Genomic DNA, 19924 nt, shown 5'->3' with positions numbered 1-19924 from the left:
TTTTTCAGTTCAGCTCAGCGCGATGCAACTGGCGGGTTAGCGAGTCTCGGCCGCCCAGGCTTCGGCATCGGCGCCGGCCGGGAGGCGCATCGGCGCCGACGGATCGGTCGCTGCGCGCCACACCGCTTCGGCGACGTCCTGCGCCCGGGTGGTCGGGGCGGACGCATCCAGCATCCGCGCGAAAACGTCCTTGACAAGGTCCGCATAGGCTTCGTGGTCGAGGCCATGCATGTGGGCGCGCGCGTTGTCTCCGAAGCGGGTTTCGGGCGCACGTCCCGGCAGCACCAGCCGCACCTGTACGCCGAACTGCTCGAGCTCCAGCGCCATCGATTCGGTGAATGCGTTCACCGCCGCCTTGCTCGCACGGTATGCCGCAATCAGGGGCAGGGCCTTCAGCGTCACGCTCGACGTGACGTTCACGATCACACCGGCCCTGCGCTGGCGGAATTGGGGCAGCACCGCTTGCGTCAATGCGATCGTGCCGAAAGCGTTGGTTTCAAAAATTTCGCGTACCGTGGCGATCGGGGTTAATTCGGCCGGGGACGCCGCGCCGAACCCCGCGTTGTTGACGAGGACGTCGATCGGCCCTGCGGCCTCGACAGTCGCGCGAATGCTGTCCGGGTCCGTGATGTCGAGCGCAAGCACGCGCAGACCGTCGGCGGGCGGCAGCACATCCGCGCGCGGCATGCGCATTGTGGCGATGACGTGCCAGTCGCGCGCGAGGAAGTAACGGGCGATCTCGAGGCCGAATCCGGAAGAGCAGCCGGTGATCAGTACGGTTTTCATGGGGACTCCTGTAGGGCGTGTGTCCGTACGATAAATCGCCAAGGCCGTACTTGCTACAATCGATCATCCGAATTTCATTTGCAGGAGTCCGGCAATGATCGACCCGTTGGCCGAAGTCGTGACGCTGCTGCAGCCGGGCGCCCGGTTCTCCAAGCTCGTCCACGGCGCGAGTCCCTGGCACATTTGCCGCTCGGTCGCCGGCCAGCCGTTCTATTGCGTGATTCTCGAGGGCTGCTGCCGCATCGCGATCGACGGACATGAGGCCATCGAGCTCCTGTCAGGCGACTTTGTCCTGATTCCCGCGGCTTACGGCGTAGCGATGTCGAGCCTCGAGCCGCCATCGCCGGGCGTCGAGACGCGGCCGCCCGCCGCGCTGGGCGACGGCGAATTCAGAATCGGCGACCCCGATCGCCCCATCGACGCGCACATGGTGGCCGGCCACTGCAGTTTCGGCTCACCGGATGCATCGCTGCTGGTCTCGCTGCTCCCGCAACTCGTGCATGTGCGCGGCGAACAGCGGCTGGCCACGCTCGTGCAACTGGTGCGAGAGGAAACACGGGAGCAGCGGCCCGCGCGCGAGGTCGTGCTCGCACGACTGCTGGAAGTGCTGCTCATCGAAGCGCTGCGGTCCGCGGCACAGACTAATGCGTCGCCGGGCCTGGTGCGCGGGCTTTCCGATGGCCGCCTCGCGGCCGCGATCCGCGGGATGCACGAACATCCGACACGCGCCTGGACCGTTGCTGAACTCGCGAAGGAGGCCGCACTCTCGCGCTCGGCCTTTTTCGAGCGCTTCAGTCGCACGGTCGGCATCGCGCCGATGGAATACCTGCTCACTTGGCGCATGGCACTCGCGAAGGACCTGCTGCGTCGCAATGAAGGCCGCATCGCCGAGATTGCGCAGCGCATCGGCTACAGTTCAGCCAGCACCTTCAGCGTCGCCTTCACGCGGCACGTCGGTCGGCCGCCCACGCAGTATGCGCGCGAGGTGCAGGCGGTCGCGAACGGCGCATGAGGCGGCTCAAATAGGCTGTTCTCAGATGCGGACGCGCGTCCCTATGCGATCCGCACTCACCAGGAATGTCCGTTATCGAGACCGCTACAGCCCATCGAATGTCTGAATGTCTGGCGTCTACGGCCGATGTATGACCGCAGGTGGCCGATCCGCGCCCGACGACCGAGCGCGACGCTCATCCTGGCCGCGCGTGCAATGCAAAAGGCATGTGCCGACCCGGAGCGGACCTACAGATGCTCATCAGTCGAATGACAGCTTCCGAAGGTGGAACTGCCATTGACGCGAAGATCGCCACTGCCCGCTCATCGGCCATGTTGCGGACATTCATCTTCCTTTGGAACTTGCTTATAGCGAATGGCCGCTTGCGAGAAAAGCAAACGCGCGATGCCGAGCGACCGCAGATAATCGTTTGTCACGCTTGAAAAGTCGGCTCCGTGGCGTCACGATTGGGTCAGTTTCTCTATCTGCCCGTTTACTTGACGCGATGGAAAAGGATGGCGCCTCGTCTGGACAAGCAGTGCTCCTGCGAGCTCAGCGTCGACACTGATCATGTGAACCGCACGCGGCAGTTCTTCGTCGGCAGGGCAACCCCATAGGCTGAACGGCGTGACACACCACATACGCGACTACGCCGGAGCTTTCTGGCGGCGCCCGTCTTGCCGCACTGAGGATCGACCGCCTCGCCAGCTTTTCTAACCCACCAGAAAATTGTCGACCAACTGATTGAACGCATCGCCATGTTCGATCTGCGTCCAGTGCCCGCATTGACCGAAGACGTGCAATTGCGACGGGCCGATGAGTTCGAGCAGCCGCAGCGAGTTGGCGAGCGGAATCACCTGATCGTCGCGGCCATGCACGATCAACGTCGATTGTCGGACCTCGCCCAGTTCATGTTCGTGACACGCGAGCGCATCGACCCAGCGTTGCCGCGGCGCCGGAAACATCGCGGAAAACGACTCCTGATAGCCGGGCCGGATGCTGGCCCGATAGCGCGACTCCGCCAACTCGGGCGTGAGGCGTGAACGATCGAACGCGAACACGTTCATAATGCTTTGCATGTTCGCGACCGTTGGCTCATAGCCCCACACTGCATCGAGCCCCGGCGTCAGATCGAAGCGCACACCCGCTGCACCCATCAGCACTAGCTTGCGCACGCGCTCCGGATGACGCACGGCCATTGCCAGCGCGAGGGCACCGCCGAACGAGTTGCCGACCAGGTCGGTGCGCTCGATGTCAAGCGCGTCCAGCAGACCGACCAAGTGGTTCACCCACAGATCCATGTCGTAATGTGTGCCCGCGCGGCGCTCCGTGTAGCCGAAACCCGCCATGTCGGGTGCGATCACGCGGCGCGTACGGGCGAGCGCTGGGATTGTAAGACGCCAGTTTGCCCACGCGGTGACCCCGGGCCCCGAGCCGTGAATCAGCAACACCGGTTCGCCGGCGCCGACGTCGTGATAATTCGTGTCGAGGCCCGCCGCGCGAATCCGCAGGCCGATTTCAGGATCGTGTTGCTGTGTCATGGTGAACTCCTTGGCCGTCGCCTTCCTGGCGGCGGCATTGATTGATTGTCAGAACGGGATGACAGCGCGCGCCCACACCGCCTCGCCCGCCGGTCTGTTTCTCACGAAAAGCTCCTTCACCACACGCACGTCCACGCTCCCCTTCGCAAACTCGTAGCGAAACCCCGGGCCGATTGCGAAGGCCTGACCGCGAAAACCGTCGCCGTTCACCGACGCGCCATATTGCGTGTCGTCCGTGGTCTGCTTGACGAAATAGCCCGCAATGCCGACCCGCGCCTTTGTCGTCACCGCGTAGCTCGCGCCATAGTCGACGTGGAACAGTTGGCCCGAGTGGTAGTCGGTCGCGGTGTTCATCGAGTTAAAGCTGTAAGTGATCTTCGCCGACATCTCCAGTCCGGGGGCCGGAAACCAGCTGACGCCGAATATCGGTCTCACCGTGTAATAGTGCTTGCCGGTGTTTAGCGCTGCGTTCTTGTCATACTGTCCGGTCGGCAGCACGAATTCGAGCGCGCCCACCGTTCGCAGGGAACCATCGCCCCACGCGATTAACGCTGGGCTCACGATCAGATCGCCGAGATTGGTGCGATCGAACGACGCGCCTCCCGCGTCCAGCGACAGATGCTCCATCGGCAGCACCACATACGCGCCGAAGCGCCCGCCGAGCAGCGACAGATTCGACATGTACAGGAGCCTCGGAATCAGCACGTCGGCATTCAGCTTGAACCCTGGCACAGAACTGTTGCCGTGCGAGTCGTTGAAGCGCGACGCGAAGTAATGCGTGTAGTACAGCAGTCCATACACACCCGCGGGCGGAAACGCTCCGGCGAAAAAGGCCTCGGCGCCCTCGCCTATCGTGTCGCTGCCGCCTTCGGTGGCGTGCACGTTGGTGCTGAGTGCGGCGCAAATGCCGGCCAGCAGCATCCCTCGCCTGAACGCGATTCGAACTTCCATCTTGCTGTCTCCTTGATATTGTTTTCGTGAGCCTTTGCGGGTGGACGGCCTGGCGGCCGCCCGCAACGGGGTTACTTCTTCAGATCGAGCGCGACATCGACGATCATGTCTTCCTGCCCGCCGACCATGCGCCGCCGGCCCAGCTCCACAAGAATATCGATCGTCTTCAGACCGTATTTCCCGGCGGTCGCCTCGGCGTGCCGCAGGAAGCTCGAATAGACGCCCGCATAGCCAAGCGCCAGCGTTTCGCGGTCGACACGCACCGGCCGATCCTGCAACGGACGCACGATGTCATCGGCTGCGTCGAGCAGGCCGTACACATCGCAGCCGTGATTCCACCCAAGCCGGTCCGCCGCCGCGATAAACACTTCGAGCGGCGCGTTGCCCGCCCCCGCACCCATGCCCGCCAGCGATGCGTCGATCCGGTCGCAGCCCTCCTCGACCGCGACAATCGAATTCGCCACGCCGAGCGACAGGTTGTGGTGCGCGTGCATGCCGGTCTGGGTGCCGGGCTTCAACACGTCCTTGAAGGCGCGGAAGCGCTCGCGCACGCCGTCCATCGACAGTGCGCCGCCCGAGTCCACGACATAGACGCAGGTCGCGCCATAGCTTTCCATCAGCTTTGCCTGCTGCGCCAATGCGGCGGGCGTCGTCATGTGGCTCATCATCAGAAAGCCGACGGTGTCCATGCCGAGTTCGCGCGCGTGCTCGATATGCTGCTTCGACACATCCGCCTCGGTGCAATGCGTCGCGACGCGCACAATGCGCGCGCCCGCATCGTAGGCGTTGCGCAGATCGTGGACGGTGCCGACGCCCGGCAGCAGCAGCGTCGCGACCTTCGCGTGGCTGACCGTTTCAGCGACGGCCGCAATCCATTCGACGTCGCTGTGCGCGCCGAAGCCGTAGTTGAAGCTCGATCCGCAGAGTCCGTCGCCGTGTGCGACCTCGATTGAATCGACGCGCGCATCGTCGAGTGCGCGCGCGATCGCCTTCATGTTCGCGATGCTGTATTGATGACGGATCGCGTGGCTGCCGTCGCGCAGTGTCACGTCGGAAATATAGAGTTTGCGGTTATGCATGGTGTCGCTCCGTTGCGCGATCAGGCCGCGAGCGGCGCGAGCCGCGTTTCGGCGATACGTTCGGCGCACGCGAGCGCGGCCGAGGTCATGATGTCGAGGTTGCCCGCATAGGCCGGCAGATAGTGCGCGGCGCCCTCCACTTCGAGAAAGACCGAGGTCTTCAGTCCCGTGATCGGGCCGAAGCCCGGCACGTTCAGCGGCTGGCTTGCGTCGAACAGATCGAACTGCACGCGCTGCTTGAGCCGATAACCCGGCACGTAACGCTGCACACGCTCGGCCATCGCGGCGACGCTCGCTTCAATGGCGTCGCGATCCGCGGGATCGGACAGCGTGAAGACGGTGTCGCGCATGATGAGCGGCGGTTCGGCCGGGTTCAGAACGATGATCGCCTTGCCGCGCGTCGCACCGCCGAGCACCTCGATCGCCTTCGACGTGGTTTCGGTGAATTCGTCGATGTTGGCGCGCGTGCCTGGACCGGCAGAGCGGCTGGAAATCGACGCAACGATCTCCGCGTAGTGGACCTTCGCCACACGCGATACCGCGTTGACCATCGGAATCGTCGCCTGGCCGCCGCACGTCACCATGTTGATGTTGGGCGCGTCGAGCTGCTCGTCGAGATTGATCGACGGAATCACATACGGGCCGATTGCGGCGGGCGTCAGGTCGATGACCTTGACGCCGTGCGCCTGCAGCAGCGCGTTGTGATGCTTGTGCGCGCCGGCCGAAGTGGCGTCGAACGCGATGCGGATGTCGCCGAAGTTCGACATGGCGAGCAGGCCGTCGATGCCGCCCGCGGTCGTCGGCACGCCGAGACGTTGCGCGCGCGCGAGGCCGTCCGACTGCGGATCGATACCGACGAGCGCGCCCATCGCAACATGTTTGCCGTGACGCAGGATCTTGATCATCAGGTCGGTACCGATGTTGCCGGAGCCGATGATGGCGACTTTTTGCGGCGCCGATGCGCCGTGCACGTTTGACATGGTCAGATTTCCTTTGATGCGTGGCGCACTAGCGCCCGAGTTCGAATGCGGTTTTGCCGCCAATCCCGAAGTGCGTCTTCGGGATTTCGATCAGCAGCACGCGCACCGATTCGCGCGGCGCGCCGATGGATTCGATGGCGGCGTCGGTCAGTGCGCCGATCAAACGCGCCTTCTGTTCGTCGGTCCGGCCTTCCATGAGATGAACGTTGATGATGGGCATGAATGTCTCCGTTTATGCAGGCGCGCTTCGCTCAGACGAAGCGCATTGACACGCTGCCAAGATGCTGGAAGCGCGCGGTGACCGAATCGCCGGCGGCAACTGCAATGGCCTCGGTCACGCCGCCGGTCAGGATCAACGTGCCCGCGGGAATGGCCTTGCCGCGCGCGCCGAGCATGTTGGCGAGCATCGCGACGCTGGCGGCCGGATGGCCGAGCACCGCCGCGCCCGACGCCGTCGCGACGATTTCACCGTTTTTCTCCAGCACCACGCCAAGATTCTTCAGGTCGAGACCGGCGGCGCTGCGATGCCGGCCCCCCGTCACGAAGCGCGCCGACGATGTGTTGTCGGCAATTACGCTCTTCAGGTCGAAGCGGAAGTTTTCGTAGCGCGAGTCGATCACTTCCACCGCGGGCAGCACAAAGTCTGTTGCGGCCAGCACGGTGCCGATGTGGCAGCCGGGACCTGCAAGCGGATGCTTCGTCACAAACGCGATTTCCGCTTCCACTTTCGGGTGGATCAGCGACGACGTGTCGATTGCCGCGCCGTCCATGCACGAACCGTAGTCGGTGAGAAAGCCGTAGACCGGGTCTGTCACACCCATCTGGCGCATCTTCGCGTGCGACGTGAGGCCCATCTTCAAGCCCGCGACTTTCATGCCGCGCGCTTCCTTGCGGGCACGCAGCGAATCCTGGATCGCATACGCGTCGGCCCAGTCGATCTGCGGATACGCGTCGGTGATCTTGGTGATCGCCTCCCGTTGCAGTTCAGCTTCGTCGAGCCGATGCGCGAGGGCGTCGATCGTCGTTTGATCGAGCGTCATGGTTTTTCTCCCTGAATGAAACGCACCGACGCGCTGCCGATGCCGCCGAGACTGATCCGCAGCGAGTCGCCCGCCGTCACCGGCACCATTGCCGCGAGCGAGCCGGACAGAATCACCTCGCCCGCTTTGAGCGTCATGCCGAGCCGGCCGAGGGTGTTCGCGAGCCACGCCACCGCGTTGGCCGGATGCCCGAGCGCCGCTGCGCCCGCGCCGGTTGCCGCTATCTCGCCGTTCTTTTCGAGCGTCATGCCGACCAGTGCGAGATCGAGTTCGCGCGGGTCGATCGCCTGATCGCCGAGCACGAATACGCCCGACGACGCGTTGTCGGCCACGGTGTCCTGAATGCGGATCTTCCAGTCGCGAATACGCGAGTCGACGATCTCGAAGCACGGCAGTACGGCCTCGGTGGCACGCAATACGTCCGCATTCGTCACGCCCGGCCCCGCAAGGTCGTGTTTCAGCACGAACGCGATTTCGCCCTCGGCCTTCGGCGCGATCAGTTGCGACACGTCAATCGCGGCGCCGTCCGCGAACACCATCGCCGACGTGAGATGCCCGAAGTCCGGCTGGCGCACGTCGAGCATGTTCATCACCGCTTCGCTCGTCACGCCGATCTTCTTGCCGATCACTCGTTCGCCGCCGAGCGCGATGCGGCGTTCAATCATCCGCAACTGGATACGGTAGGCGTCGTCGATCGTGATGCCGGGTTCGCGTGCGGTCAGCGGCGCAACCGGCTCGGCATGACGCAACGCGCGATAGAGTTCGTCGCCGTAGCGCTCGATCGCTTCGGGCGCGAGCCCTTCTGTTTTTAGCGGATTCATCTCAGCCCTCACAGCTTGACGCATACGTTGCGCAGCTCGGTATAGAACTCGAGCGAATGGATACCGCCTTCTCGGCCGATCCCCGACTGTTTCGCGCCACCGAACGCGGTGCGCAGATCGCGCAGAAACCACGAATTGATCCAGCAGATGCCCACGTCGAGCGCGCGCGCCATGCGATGCGCGGTGCCGGTGTCGCGCGTCCACACGGTGGCGGCGAGACCGTAGGGCGTGTCGTTGGCTTTCGCGATCACTTCAGCTTCGTCATCGAACGGCGCGACGTGACAGCACGGGCCGAAGATTTCCTCGCGGATCACGCGCGAGCCGTCCGGCAGGCCAGTCCAGATCGTCGGCTCGATCCACGCGCCGTCCTTCAACCCAGCCGCCATATCGGGTACGCCGCCGCCGCTTACGACCACCGCGCCGTCGACGCGCGCCTGCTCGTAGTACGACAGCACCTTGCTGCGATGCGTCTGCGAGATCAACGGACCGAAGGTGGTGCCTTCGGCGCCGGGGCGCCCCGGACGCAACGCCTTCGCTCGTGCCGCAAGCGCATCGACAAAGCGCTCGTAAATCGGCCGTTGCACGTAGACGCGCTCCGTACCGAGACACACCTGCCCTGTGTTTTCAAAAGCGGAACGCGCGATACCTACCACGGCCGCATCGAAATCGCAGTCGGCAAAGACGATGCCCGCGTTCTTGCCGCCGAGTTCGAACGACACCGGCCGCACGCCGTTCGCCGCAGCCTTCATGATGGCTTCGCCGGTGCGCGTTTCGCCGGTAAAAGTGATCGCGTTCACACCGGGATGCTCAGTCAGGAACGCACCCGCAGAGTCGGGACCGAAACCGTGCACGACGTTGTAGACGCCCTTTGGCACGCCCACTTCGTTCATCACTTCGCCAAGCAGCGTTGCGGTAGCCGGCGTTTCCTCGGACGGCTTCACCACCACCGTGTTGCCGCATGCGAGCGCCGGCGCGACCTTCCATGTCATCAGCAACAGCGGCAGGTTCCACGGACACACGACCGCGATCACACCGCGCGGCGTACGCACGCCGTAGTTGAGGGCTTCGCCGCCGTCCGGCATCGCCATGGCGAAGCTTTCGGTGGGGACGTTGCGAATCATGTCGGCGAACACCTTGAAGTTCGCCGCGCCGCGCGGAATGTCGATGTGACTCGCCAGCGCATGCGGCTTGCCGGTATCGGCAATTTCGGCGGCGAGAAAGTCGTCGAAGCGCCGGTTGATGCCGTCGGCCACCGCGTACAGCAGTTCGACGCGCTGCGGCAGCGTCATGCGCGCCCAAGGTCCGTGCAAGGCCACGCGCGCGGCCTGCACCGCTGCGTTGACCTCGGCGCGGCCGGCCTCGTGCACGAGCCCGATCACACTGTCGTCGACCGGGTTGCGGTCTTCGAACGTGCGATCCGTGCCGACCCACTCGCCGCCAATGAAATTCTTGAATTCAGTCATGGATAGTCTCGATCGTTTCGTTGCGCCAGTCGCGCGGCTCAGGTCAACACGCTCAGGAAGGCCTCGTTGAGCTTGCGGTCGTGATAGAAAATCGCGCGCCCCAGGTCCTTGTCGTGCCACGTGATAGTCGGCTTGTCAGGGTAGTGGATGTAGCCGCCCGCGAAGACCTCGTTGCGGTTGCCGGACGGATCGAAGAAGTAGATCGTCGCGCCGCGCGTGATGCCGTGACGCGTCGGCCCGATGTCGAGCGCAACGTCGTGCTTGGAAATCAGATCAGCAGCCTTGAGCACGTCGCCCCAACTGTCGAGCTGGAACGACACGTGGTGAAATTTGTTCTTCGCCGCGTGGCGGATAAACGCGACGTCATGTGCCTTGTTCGAGCACGTCAGGAACGCGGCGATCTGCATGCCTTCCGGTGTAACGACCTGCTCGGCCAGCGAAAAGCCGAGCACGTCGCGAAAGAGCTTCACGGTATCGTCGAGTTCGTCGCCGTACAGCAGGCAATGATCGAAGCGGCTCGGCGACATGCCGCGCAGGTCGTCGGGCCAGGGGTCGGGGTTCAGGTCGCCGGTCGCGCTGCCGACCTTGTCCTTCGTCGCGAAGAGTTCGATCGAGTGGCCGGTCGGTACGGTGAAGCGGAAACGCCGCCCTGTATGCAGATGCTCGCCGGCTTCCATCCAGAGGAAGTCTTTCGCGTAGCCCGATTCCTTCACCGCGTTCGCGAGCCGGTCGAGCGTCGCTTCGCTGTCGACGCGAAAGCCGAGGTAATCCATGCCCGGCTCGTCCGCTTCGCGCAGCACGACGCTGTGATGGTCATGTTCGTCCCATGCCTTCAGATACACGCGCCCTTGCGCGTCGCGGCCGGTTTCATGCAGGCCGAGCACGTCGATGTAGTGCTTCAACGCCGGACCGATTTCGAGGACTCGCAGCGCAATATGGCCGGGTCGCAGTACGCCTTGCAATGCCATGATGTGTCTCCTTGATGGTTCTGGTTCAGACGCCGCCCGGCGCCTGTTGCTGCTGGATGGACTCGTGGTGTTCTTCCGCCACCGTTCCGGCGCGCGCCTTGTCGATGCAGCGCGCCATCCTGCCGATCACGCGCACCGACAGATCCGTGAGCGGACTGATGCGGCATGCGAGCACCGTGCCGCACGCTTCCTCGTCGGCGCTCACGCAAGCGCGGCTCATCTTGCAGGCGTGATAGCGGCCGCTCAGCACCTGCACCTTGCACACACCGCAGCCGCCGCCGCGACAGCCGAGCGGAATGCCTCGCCCGCCTGTCGCCGCCATCGCATGAAGCACGGTGGCGTTCTCCGCGCAGCCGAACGTGTCGCCGCTGTTTTCAACTTCGATCCGCCAGGTCATCACCGCTCTCCTAGAGTGAGCCGACGGAGCGCGTCAGATGCGGAACAGCGGGCTTTTGGCCGCCTCGCTCGCATCCGCCGCCGACAGGAACTGCTCCGTGTAGATGTCGCGCTCGAACAGCCGGCCCTGCATCAAGGTTTTGATGCACGCCTCGACCATCGGCGGCGGCCCGCACAGATACGCCTTGTGGCCGCGAAAATCGGTGATGCCCGCGGCGTCGGAGTACTGCGCTTTCAGGACCTCGTGCACGAAACCGCGCGGGCCCGGCCAGCCGCTGTCGTCCGGCTCGCTCGACAGCGCGGTCAGGTAGCGGAAATTCGGGTGGCGTTCGGCCAGGTCGTTGAAAAAGGCTTCGAAATAGAGTTCGTCGCGTGTGCGGGCGCCGTGGATCAGCGTGATCGGCAACGTCGAGCCTTCGTTCAGCAGATCGAGGATCATCGACTTCGGGCTCGACAGGCCCGAGCCGCCGGCGAGGAAGATCGTCGGCATCTGCGCCTGTTTGCGCACGAAGAAGCGGCCGAACGGCGCGGCGAACGCCAGTTGCGCGCCCGGTCGCAGTTCGTCGTGCAGCCAGCCGGTCGCGACCCCGTCCGGCACACGGCGAATGTGCATCTCGATCTCGCCGTCATGTGGCGCATTGGCAAGCGAGAATGCGCGCGGCTGCCCGCAGCCCGGCACATGCAGATTCAGGTACTGGCCTGCCTGAAACGCGACACGCCCGGCACCCTCCACCGCGAGCCGGATCACGCGGATAGTCGGCGTGGCGTCTTCGATCGCGACGACCGTGCCCGTGTAATCCTGCAGCGGCAGATTTTGCGCGTCGGGGTCTTCGTCGATGTCGGCTTCGATCACGAGATCGGACATCGGCGTCGCGCAGCACGCCAGGCACTTGCCTTCTTCGCGCTCGAAGTCCATCAGCGCGAAGTCCGACGCGTCGCCCTGATCGATCTCGCCGTCGACGACCTGCACCTTGCAGGTCGCACACAGCCCGTGACAGCAAGCATGCGGAAGCCACACGCCCTGACGCAAACAGGCATCGAGCAGCGTCTGCCCCGCTTCGATGCCGATGGTCTGGCCGAGCGGTTCAATACGTATGGTGTAGTCCATCACTGTCTCCCGCGTTAGCTGCACGAACCGCCGATGCCAGTCAGGCCCGGCGTCCGCAGACGGATCACGTCCTTGTGGACGAGACCGTTGTCGGCGAGCGAGCGCCCGCTATCCGGCTGCCACGGCTCGCCAGACCGGAACCACTGCGCCGTGTGCCAGTCGATCGCGACGAAATCGGGATGCGCGCCATACAGACCCGGCAGCAGGTCCGACACCAGCGCGCCGAACGTCATGTCAGGCGGCACCGGAACGCACAGCGGCGCGGCGAACATCAGGTGGTCCTCCCAGCCGATGTAGAGCAGCCGGTTGCCATGAAACCGCGACTCGCGGTCGGCCGGTTCGAACGCGTAGGGTTTGATCGCGGTGATGCTCATGCCTGTCTCCTTCGTCTCTCTGTGCTTGTGTCGCGTCGCGCTCATTCGTTCGGAGCGTGAGCGCCGGACTCGTTTTTCCATGCATTCCAGTTGCGCTCGTCGGGCGAGCCCGCGAAGTCGAGGTTGTCGTGACCGTGGTTGAGGTGGTAGTACTTGAGAACATCGTCGAGCGACGCGCCACCACAGTTGCCCTGATAGATCTGGTGCACCGGCAGCCACGCCTGCACATATTTCTCGGGCTCGCCTTCGAAGATGTCCTTGCAGCCGTCCGAGCAAAAGTGGAACTTCATGCCGTGATACGTCGATTCGCGGTAGGCGATTTTGGTCGGGTCGTCCGGCTCGCTGAAGAACATCGGTACCTGGCAGGTCTGGCAGAGCATCGGCAGACTGGCGTTGTAGAAACGCTTGCCCGCCTGCTGCTGTTCGCGCCAGTATTCGAAACGCGGCCGGTAGACGCTGTCGAAGGTCTCCGGGTACTTGGCGGAAAGCCAGTCGAGTTCTTCGTCGGAGGGCACCCAGGTGTGGAAGTCAGCAGCGGCGCCATAGTTGTAGAACGTTGCCCAAGCCTCATGCGTGACGCGGTCTTTGGTCTGCGTCGCGATCTCGTGATACTTCGGCATGCGCAGGCCATAGCGTTCGAGGTCTTTGAAGAGCGCGCCGCCCGCGTCTTCGAAATAGATCTTCCACGCCTCGGACCACGACATCACGCGCTTGGGCAGCATGTAGTCCATCATCATGCCGACCAGCGTCAGCAGCCGGAAACCGCGCCAGAACCATTTGTCGAGCCACTTCTGCACGATCGGCACATTGTCGGGGTCCTGCTCGCAGAGAAACTTCACGACTTCGAGACCGAGCGTCATGTGACGCGACTCATCGGACTGCGCGGAGAAGCCGAAGGTGACCGTCGCCATATCGCCGTTGTACGCTGCGCCTGACATGAACGGCATGAACAGCAGGTTCGTCAGCACGTATTCGAACGAAAACGAAATCGCCGTGATGAATTCGAACGGACCGGCGCTCATCGCATCTTCGAAGTACGACTTCGGCACCGACAGATACCAGACGCGGTCGTACATATGCGGCCATTCCGCGAAGCCGTTGAAATACTTGTTGTAGAGCGACAGCGTGTGGACCTGAGTCTGACAGTGACGCAATTCATCGATCGACTGCATCTGGCAAGCGACGCGCGCACCAACCCCGCGAAAATGGCGACCCAGATGCGCATAACCGCGATGCGCCGCGTATTCGAGCGGCGTCACGCCGGTCAGGAACAGCTTGAGCGTGTTGATATAGCGTGCGTCGGAGACATTCATGTGCCCGTTGTTCTGCGCGAACGAATCGATGATCGCGTAGAGTTTGCGTTCCTTCTCCGCCTGATACTTCCAGTACGCGTCCATCGTCATGCGGAACGGGTCTTCCCACTTGTCCCAGTCGTGAATCTTGATGCCCTCGTATTGATCGAACGGGAACACCTTGTCCATCGGCTGATAACTGGTTTCCCAGCCGAGATCGCGCGTCATCAGCGCGTACTTGTCTTTCAGGTTCAGCTTCTTGCGTGCGTCCATCATTCGTCTCCGTTTATATCAGGCGTGCCATTGCAGCGTGAAGGCATCGTCGGTTTCATCGATGTTTCCCGACAGCGACACCAGATTCAGTTGCAGCTCCTGGATGTTCCAGTCGCGGCCCAACTCTTCCGATACGTGGGGGCGCGAAATCACGAGCTTGCCGGGCGCGTCGATCTTCACCATCGCCGGATACTCGTTGACCGTAGCCTCCGGATTCACGGCGGTAATCGCGGCAACGATCGCGCGCGTTTCGTCGGTGTTCTGCAATGCGATGTAGACGTTTTGCATGACGGCCTCAGGGTTGGACTACTGCCACCGGCAATGCGCCGAGCTTCGTAAGACGAGCGGCGAACTGCGCGCCGCTTTCATCGAGTGCGGCAGCGCCCGCGCCGTCGAGCAGCGTGCCTGCAACGGGGAGAAGCGCGTCGAGCGTGCGAGCGCGGTAGTACTCGACCCAGCCGGCAATTCGTTGCTGGTTCTCGGGCGATTCAGCGCTCACCGTGCGGATCAGCGCGTCGACCCACTTGGTGTGATCGGACTGCCATTGCTGCGTGAACTCGGTGAGCATCGCGAGACTTGCGCCGAGGTGCTGCGCAACGAACCCGTCGAAGTGCTGATAGACGAGCGGATACAGCAAGCCGTCGAGCACAAGGTTCTGCGCGACGAAGGTCTCGAACCAGTCTTCGATCACGAAGAGGTCCTCGACGAGGCGGCGCATCGGCTGCCAGGCCTCGGCTTCCAGCCACGCGGTCTTCGCGCGTTCCAGCGCGACGCCCGTGTTGCCGTCGAGCGCGAGACCGATACGCGACAGATACTGGGCAATGCCGAGCCGGTCCATCGCGCAGAACGTGCAGGCCTGCGTAATCGCGGTGCCGTAGCCGTAATCGGCGCACAGCGTGTTGTTCATATTGGCGCCCCATTCGATGTGACGCAGCGGCAACAGCCCGGCGATCAAGCGCTCCTGCCATTCGTACGACAGCCCCGCCAGCAGTCCGCGACGCTCCACCAGATCGAACGCGCCTTCGGCCGCCTCCTGTTGCCGCGCGCGTGTCGTCACATAAGCGCCGTAGTAGTACTGGCGCGGATCCTTCAGCGCGTACCAGTCCTTCATGCGGATTTGCGTGCGGCTCGCGTCGAACAACTCAAACTCCGGCGCCCATGTCGGCCGATAGTGAAAGTTGGTGGTGGGCTGAATGTCGTAGGTCGCCTCCTGATATCGCGAGGCCGGCTTGTCGCCGAAACGGCGCCCGACGTGCCCATAGGTTTGACGCAGCGGCTGGGCCTTGAGCGTCTTGATTTCGACTTGCATGAGACTGTCTCCGTGTTTGTCCACTACTCTTCTGAATGAGCTGTTTCGCCTCGCGCTAGCCCTCGTATCGCCAGCGTTCGCGCGTAAGGCCGATCTGTTCGTCGGTTTGCGTAATCGTGCGAACCGAGTTCACCTGGCAGAAGCGATCGAACATCGTCTGGTTCATGATCAGTTCGACAGCTAGATCGGGGTCACCGACCGAGAAATCGAATTCGACATAACCATCTTCGCGTTGCGCAGTTATCCGAATGAATCGTCGAGTCCTGTCGAACAGCGGTCTCGGATCTTGCATCGTTGCCTCCTCGTTTTTCTTGTCTATTGCACGACCTGTGCCATGTGCGGTTTGTACAAAAAACGAGGGTTTGCCCGAAGAAAAACCGCAAATCTCGCGAAATGGCGGTGCGAGGCGATGATCAAATCATCAAGCGATGGCGGCCTGTTTGATGATTTGATGAAGAGCACGCCGACACGCCGTGTCGACGGCGATTTCTTGCATGCGATGAGACTGCGGCAGCGCGCCTGTGCGTTGTCTGGAGTGGCGAAACAGGCGTGGCAATGCGGTACATGGGTCACGCGTGGCACCAGCCGCGCCGATGCTCTGCCAAGACGTTTGATCAATTGATCAAACGTCTCGCGAGCCACGCATCGCGCAGCAGAAAAAAAAGCCGCCCAAAGGGCGGCCCGAATCGTCAAGCGGAGCAGCGTGATTATTTGTCCGCCGGCGGAGCGGTCTTCTCGCGATTGCGCCAGCGATAAGCAAGCTGCGGCCGCGTGATGCCGAGCATTCTCGCCGCCTGGCTCAGATTGCCGCCCGCACGTTCGACCGCGGCTTCGATGAGCATGTTCTCGACGCGGTCGAGCGGCACGCCTTCGCGCATCATGTGATCGAACAACGCGTCGGCGACGTCCGCGTTTTCGCGCAGCGGATGGCCACGCTCGTCGAGTGATGCGGCGCTGTCGTCCCCGGACTCCGGCAGGGCCGTGAACAGATCGCGCTCCGTGATCTGACCGCCTGGTCGCGCGAGGATCACGCCGCGCTCCACCGCGTTTTCGAGTTCACGCACGTTGCCGGGCCACGCGTGGGCGCGCAGTGTCGCGATCGCGCGATCGGTGAGCCCCAGCACGCGCTTGCTGTGCCGCACGCTGTACTTCGCGATGAATCGCTCGACAAGACGCGGGATATCGTCGGCCCGCTCGCGCAGCGGCGGGATCGTGACCGGATAGACATTGAGACGGTACAGCAGATCCTTGCGAAACGCGCCGCGCCGCACCGCTTCCGTCAACTCCACGTTGGTCGCGGCGACAACCCGCACGTCGACCTTGCGCACGCGGTCGTCGCCGACGCGCTCGAACTCGCCTTCCTGGAGCACGCGCAGCAGCTTGGCCTGCGCCGACGCCGAGAGCTCGCCCACTTCGTCGAGGAAGAGCGTGCCGGTATCCGCCCGCTCGAAACGGCCGATCCGCGTCTGATGCGCGCCGGTAAACGCGCCTCGCTCAACGCCGAAAAGCTCGGCCTCGAGCAACTCCTCAGGCATGGCGGCACAGTTGATGGCGACAAAGGGCTTGTCGCGCCTCCGGCTCACGCCGTGCAACGCGCGCGCGAAGCGCTCCTTGCCGACACCCGTTTCGCCGAGCAACAGCACGGTCACGTCGCTCGACGCCGCGCGCTGCGCGAGCCCCCACGCCGCGAGAAAACCCGTGGACGCGCCGACCAGTTCTTCCGGCTGCGCCACTTCCTGCTGCAGCGAGCGCAGGTTTTCCACTTCGCTCTGCAATTGCAACAGCGTTTCGATGACCGGATCGGGCGTGTACAGCTTCAGCATCTCGTCGCCGTCGAGCCACTCTTCGACCGGCTTGCCGACGATGCGGCAATGCGGATCGCCACAGCCCGAACACAGCGTCTCCTTGTAGAGGATGGTGCGGCCCATCAACGCCGACGTATAACCACTCGCGTAACCGACCTGCATCCAGCAGACCGGGTCATTGCTCAGCCCGAAAATTTTCTGATGCACTTCGGCTTCGAACGAGTCTTCCCACAGGTGGTCGCCGTAGTACTTGCCGTTGGCGATATCGATGTCCACTTCGATCGGCGTCACTCGCACGTTGCCTTCGAGCACGTGCAGGCACGGCCCGAGTTCGAGCAGGCCGAAATCGCTCGCGGTGGGGCGTAAAGTGCGGGCGAGTTCTGCGTCGCGCGTGCCGGATTGAAAGCCCATTCGCGTGAACAGGCCCCGCGTGCGCTCCAGGCCGAGCGTGTCGACGAGTTCCTTGCGCAGCGCGCCCAGCGTGGCTGTGTGAAGGAGAATCATGCGATTCTCGCCGAGCCAGATGTGTCCCTCCTGTCTGACAAATTTCAGGCGGCGCGAAAGGTTCTCGATCCCCTCCCGCATGCTCGCCGAAAACCGCGCGGTGCTGTCTGTCACAGCGCCTCCTTTTATGTGCATGAGGTGTCTCCGTCTCTATTCTAGGCAAAGTCCATGCCGGGAGGTGGGCTCATCGTCACGGCCCAGGGCCGCGATTATGAGGAGCTGATCTGCCGTCGGCTTTGGGAGTTGGCTGTTTGGGCGCCACCGCTTGCGCGGGCGAATCGTCATGACGAGGTCAGTACTTACCCCAGCGACCGATTGATCAAATCATCAAAACGACCCGGAATGGACTGTCCATTTGGTGAAGCGTCTTATGCCTGCTAGCGCTCGCAACTGCGCCAGCGAAATCGCCACGCATGCGCGTGCTTGTTCATTTGGTGTAAACGCACAGCGGATGGCTTCGTCAGCACGCGAGCCTATCTGTGGAGACATGAATTGGTTTTGCGCGCACGAATTGCGTGAGCATGTTGACCAGCGCGTGCAGGCAGCGCTGCGGCAAGGCGACCAGGGCATCGATCTGATCGCTTCGGCTTTCGCCGCACAGACACCACGCGCAGAAATGCTCGCAGTTGTTCGTGGTCACCCGGTAGCAGTCTTCGCCGAGACGCGAGTACGCACGCCGGACCACTTCCTCACGCGAGTACCTTCTGCCGGGCGTCCGCTCGACGCGGATCTCGTGGCCGTCGGCAAACTCACTCAAGGAAGTCTCCTGCACCGGGGCGCGACGCAGCGAACAGGACCATCCGGCGTAATGCAACACCTTCCCATCGCCGACGTAGATGCCGTGATGCGTGTAGCCGACGCGGTGCGTGACAAGATGCCCCCCTATGACCAAGGAGGCATTTCCATGCTGGCCTATTTCGTTTGCTGATTCCGACATGTCGATCACCGCGTTCTGCTGGGTCCTGCGGTGACCTAGGCATAGGACGTGCCGATACTCTAGGCGAGCGGTGCCGCACCGCGCCCGGCGGACGTGCCGACGATAAATGCAAACTGGGTCAGCCTGCGAATGCTGCGGCCGCGCTTCACCAATTGATAACGGCGCACGCGCAGCCTTTAAATGAAATGTCGCAAACCGCCGCTGGTGACGCAAACAGCACTTCACCAAATCCGATACCGCAAACCGCCCGCTTGACCATTTGATCAATCCTGCATCAGGGTAAATCCGGCCTCTGTCGATGTGCTGCCAGACGTCGAGTCATCTTCAGGTTTATTCAACGCCTGCCCGCACGCGCTATCCCGCGTTTCCACGCCCGCAGACGTGGGCAGGCATCGAACAAACCTCAAGAGATGTTAGCCTTGAGCATCCGGCAGGTTGCGGAGGCGAACCAGCCGTTCGAGTGACCGCACTTGTGTCGGGGCGAGCGGCAGAAATTGGCCGAACCCGGAAGTTCGGCGGCCATCGCATCGTTCGACACCTTTCGCCAGATTTACGTCGCCCTTCGGCGTTGCCCTATTTCCTGACTCCACGGATATGCGCATCATCTTCTCAGTCCAACGCTCAGTGGGCGAACACGTTGCTGGCTACTGGCTAGTCGGAGCAGCCGACAATCGCTGGAAGTTCACCCAGCCTACGACGGGGTCGCCTGGCTCATGCAAGGTGACGCACCCTCGCTGCTGATCCAGCGTCGCCGGTTCGCAATACGGGCCAGAATAAGTGATCCGTGCCCACGGCGTCTGTGCACCTGACGCTTCAGTAACGTTGCGAATCGATGTCGCATCGGCGCTGACCTGCCCATGCTTCGGGATTACGACCAATGCTGAACAGGTCGTCCCTGGGCAACTCCGGAGATTGATATCGAAGTCGCCGATCTGCATAACATCGGCGATCGCTTGGGACCTTGCGAATTGCTGCGATGCTTGCTGTGGGGGAGCCGTCTCAATACCGGGCGGCGCTGACTCAACGGCAGTCTGAGCCGCTTGGGCGGGTGCTTGCGCTCCGTTGCTCCCAGTAGCGCGAACCGGCGAAATCGAAGCATTGTTAAGCTCGAGGTACTGGCCGTTGGTCAGATTGGCAGACTTTGTACCATGGAAGTTGTCATTCCAGACGATTTCACCATTTCCCGCGGGGCCGGTATTGACGAAGACGTAGGCTGCCCCCGCGCTTTCTATGACGTAGTTTCCTGCGGGAAGGTCCGCCCCGACCTTGTACATACCTGAGAAATTGTAAGGGAAGGTCTGCACAA

Annotated in this window: 22 protein-coding genes; 2 read left to right on the top strand and 20 right to left on the bottom strand. The window is 63.0% G+C overall.

Translation table 11 applies throughout. The features are described from left to right. Positions 1–36: 36 nt before the first annotated feature. Positions 37–786, bottom strand: coding sequence for an SDR family oxidoreductase (locus tag OKW45_RS00575; protein ID WP_429465195.1), 750 nt, complete (start codon positions 784–786; stop codon positions 37–39). A gap of 94 nt (positions 787–880) precedes the next feature. Here OKW45_RS00575 and OKW45_RS00570 point away from each other — a divergent pair, with 94 nt between their 5' ends. After that, positions 881–1798, top strand: a complete 918-nt coding sequence (locus OKW45_RS00570; RefSeq protein WP_429465194.1) for an AraC family transcriptional regulator — start codon at positions 881–883, stop codon at positions 1796–1798. Between the two features lie 692 nt (positions 1799–2490). Here the strand turns inward: OKW45_RS00570 and OKW45_RS00565 are convergent. From OKW45_RS00565 to OKW45_RS00490, 16 genes are all read right to left on the bottom strand, one after another. After that, positions 2491–3318 (bottom strand): alpha/beta fold hydrolase, encoded by an 828-nt coding sequence (locus OKW45_RS00565; protein ID WP_429465192.1) that lies wholly within the window; start codon positions 3316–3318, stop codon positions 2491–2493. Between the two features lie 48 nt (positions 3319–3366). Further along, positions 3367–4269 carry a SphA family protein gene (locus tag OKW45_RS00560; RefSeq protein WP_429465190.1) on the bottom strand — a complete coding sequence of 301 codons (903 nt, stop codon included), beginning with the start codon at positions 4267–4269 and terminating at the stop codon, positions 3367–3369. A 71-nt stretch (positions 4270–4340) separates the two neighbouring features. Then, entirely contained in the window at positions 4341–5348 is a 1008-nt protein-coding gene (dmpG, locus tag OKW45_RS00555) for a 4-hydroxy-2-oxovalerate aldolase (RefSeq protein ID WP_018424341.1), read from the bottom strand. Between the two features lie 20 nt (positions 5349–5368). Beyond that, positions 5369–6328, bottom strand: a complete 960-nt coding sequence (locus OKW45_RS00550) for an acetaldehyde dehydrogenase (acetylating) (RefSeq protein WP_429465188.1) — start codon at positions 6326–6328, stop codon at positions 5369–5371. A 28-nt stretch (positions 6329–6356) separates the two neighbouring features. Next, entirely contained in the window at positions 6357–6548 is a 192-nt protein-coding gene (gene thmT / locus OKW45_RS00545) for a 2-hydroxymuconate tautomerase (RefSeq protein WP_018424339.1), read from the bottom strand. Between the two features lie 31 nt (positions 6549–6579). After that, a complete protein-coding gene (dmpH, locus tag OKW45_RS00540) occupies positions 6580–7368 on the bottom strand; it encodes a 2-oxo-3-hexenedioate decarboxylase (protein WP_018424338.1) in 789 nt (262 codons plus the stop codon). Further along, positions 7365–8189 (bottom strand): 2-oxopent-4-enoate hydratase, encoded by an 825-nt coding sequence (gene dmpE / locus OKW45_RS00535; protein ID WP_184062073.1) that lies wholly within the window; start codon positions 8187–8189, stop codon positions 7365–7367. Before dmpE ends, dmpH begins: the two co-directional genes overlap by 4 nt. A gap of 8 nt (positions 8190–8197) precedes the next feature. Next, positions 8198–9652: a 2-hydroxymuconic semialdehyde dehydrogenase gene (locus tag OKW45_RS00530; RefSeq protein ID WP_429465186.1), complete on the bottom strand. Its 1455-nt coding sequence runs from the start codon at positions 9650–9652 to the stop codon at positions 8198–8200. 38 nt (positions 9653–9690) lie between these two features. Beyond that, positions 9691–10620, bottom strand: coding sequence for a catechol 2,3-dioxygenase (locus tag OKW45_RS00525; RefSeq protein WP_018424335.1), 930 nt, complete (start codon positions 10618–10620; stop codon positions 9691–9693). Between the two features lie 25 nt (positions 10621–10645). Further along, positions 10646–11017, bottom strand: coding sequence for a 2Fe-2S iron-sulfur cluster-binding protein (locus OKW45_RS00520; protein WP_429465184.1), 372 nt, complete (start codon positions 11015–11017; stop codon positions 10646–10648). Between the two features lie 33 nt (positions 11018–11050). Then, positions 11051–12124, bottom strand: coding sequence for an NADH:ubiquinone reductase (Na(+)-transporting) subunit F (locus tag OKW45_RS00515; protein ID WP_429465182.1), 1074 nt, complete (start codon positions 12122–12124; stop codon positions 11051–11053). 14 nt (positions 12125–12138) lie between these two features. Then, the gene (locus OKW45_RS00510; RefSeq protein WP_429465180.1) at positions 12139–12498 is read right to left on the bottom strand and encodes a phenol hydroxylase subunit P4; all 360 of its coding nucleotides are present in this window, start codon (positions 12496–12498) and stop codon (positions 12139–12141) included. A 41-nt stretch (positions 12499–12539) separates the two neighbouring features. Then, entirely contained in the window at positions 12540–14063 is a 1524-nt protein-coding gene (locus OKW45_RS00505; protein ID WP_018424331.1) for an aromatic/alkene/methane monooxygenase hydroxylase/oxygenase subunit alpha, read from the bottom strand. An 18-nt stretch (positions 14064–14081) separates the two neighbouring features. Continuing rightward, positions 14082–14351: an MmoB/DmpM family protein gene (locus OKW45_RS00500; protein ID WP_018424330.1), complete on the bottom strand. Its 270-nt coding sequence runs from the start codon at positions 14349–14351 to the stop codon at positions 14082–14084. A 7-nt stretch (positions 14352–14358) separates the two neighbouring features. Then, complete coding sequence (locus OKW45_RS00495) at positions 14359–15372, bottom strand: aromatic/alkene monooxygenase hydroxylase subunit beta (protein WP_429465178.1); 1014 nt, start codon at positions 15370–15372, stop codon at positions 14359–14361. 55 nt (positions 15373–15427) lie between these two features. Beyond that, the gene (locus OKW45_RS00490; protein WP_018424328.1) at positions 15428–15664 is read right to left on the bottom strand and encodes a phenol hydroxylase subunit; all 237 of its coding nucleotides are present in this window, start codon (positions 15662–15664) and stop codon (positions 15428–15430) included. Between the two features lie 42 nt (positions 15665–15706). Here OKW45_RS00490 and OKW45_RS00485 point away from each other — a divergent pair, with 42 nt between their 5' ends. Next, positions 15707–15994, top strand: coding sequence for a hypothetical protein (locus OKW45_RS00485; protein ID WP_429465176.1), 288 nt, complete (start codon positions 15707–15709; stop codon positions 15992–15994). A gap of 85 nt (positions 15995–16079) precedes the next feature. Here the strand turns inward: OKW45_RS00485 and OKW45_RS00480 are convergent, their stop codons facing one another. The 3 genes from OKW45_RS00480 to OKW45_RS00470 form a co-directional block, all read right to left on the bottom strand. Continuing rightward, positions 16080–17795 (bottom strand): sigma-54-dependent Fis family transcriptional regulator, encoded by a 1716-nt coding sequence (locus OKW45_RS00480; RefSeq protein ID WP_018424326.1) that lies wholly within the window; start codon positions 17793–17795, stop codon positions 16080–16082. A 346-nt stretch (positions 17796–18141) separates the two neighbouring features. Beyond that, positions 18142–18618 carry a lecithin retinol acyltransferase family protein gene (locus tag OKW45_RS00475; RefSeq protein ID WP_035471793.1) on the bottom strand — a complete coding sequence of 159 codons (477 nt, stop codon included), beginning with the start codon at positions 18616–18618 and terminating at the stop codon, positions 18142–18144. Between the two features lie 644 nt (positions 18619–19262). After that, positions 19263–19922 carry a hypothetical protein gene (locus OKW45_RS00470; protein ID WP_429465175.1) on the bottom strand — a complete coding sequence of 220 codons (660 nt, stop codon included), beginning with the start codon at positions 19920–19922 and terminating at the stop codon, positions 19263–19265. Positions 19923–19924: the final 2 nt, after the last annotated feature.

The sequence above is a fragment of the Paraburkholderia lebeckiae genome (assembly GCF_050436225.1).
Taxonomy (GTDB): domain Bacteria; phylum Pseudomonadota; class Gammaproteobacteria; order Burkholderiales; family Burkholderiaceae; genus Paraburkholderia; species Paraburkholderia tuberum.
The sequence above is the reverse complement of the archived record's forward strand: the minus strand, read 5'-3'. Positions and strand labels throughout refer to the sequence as shown.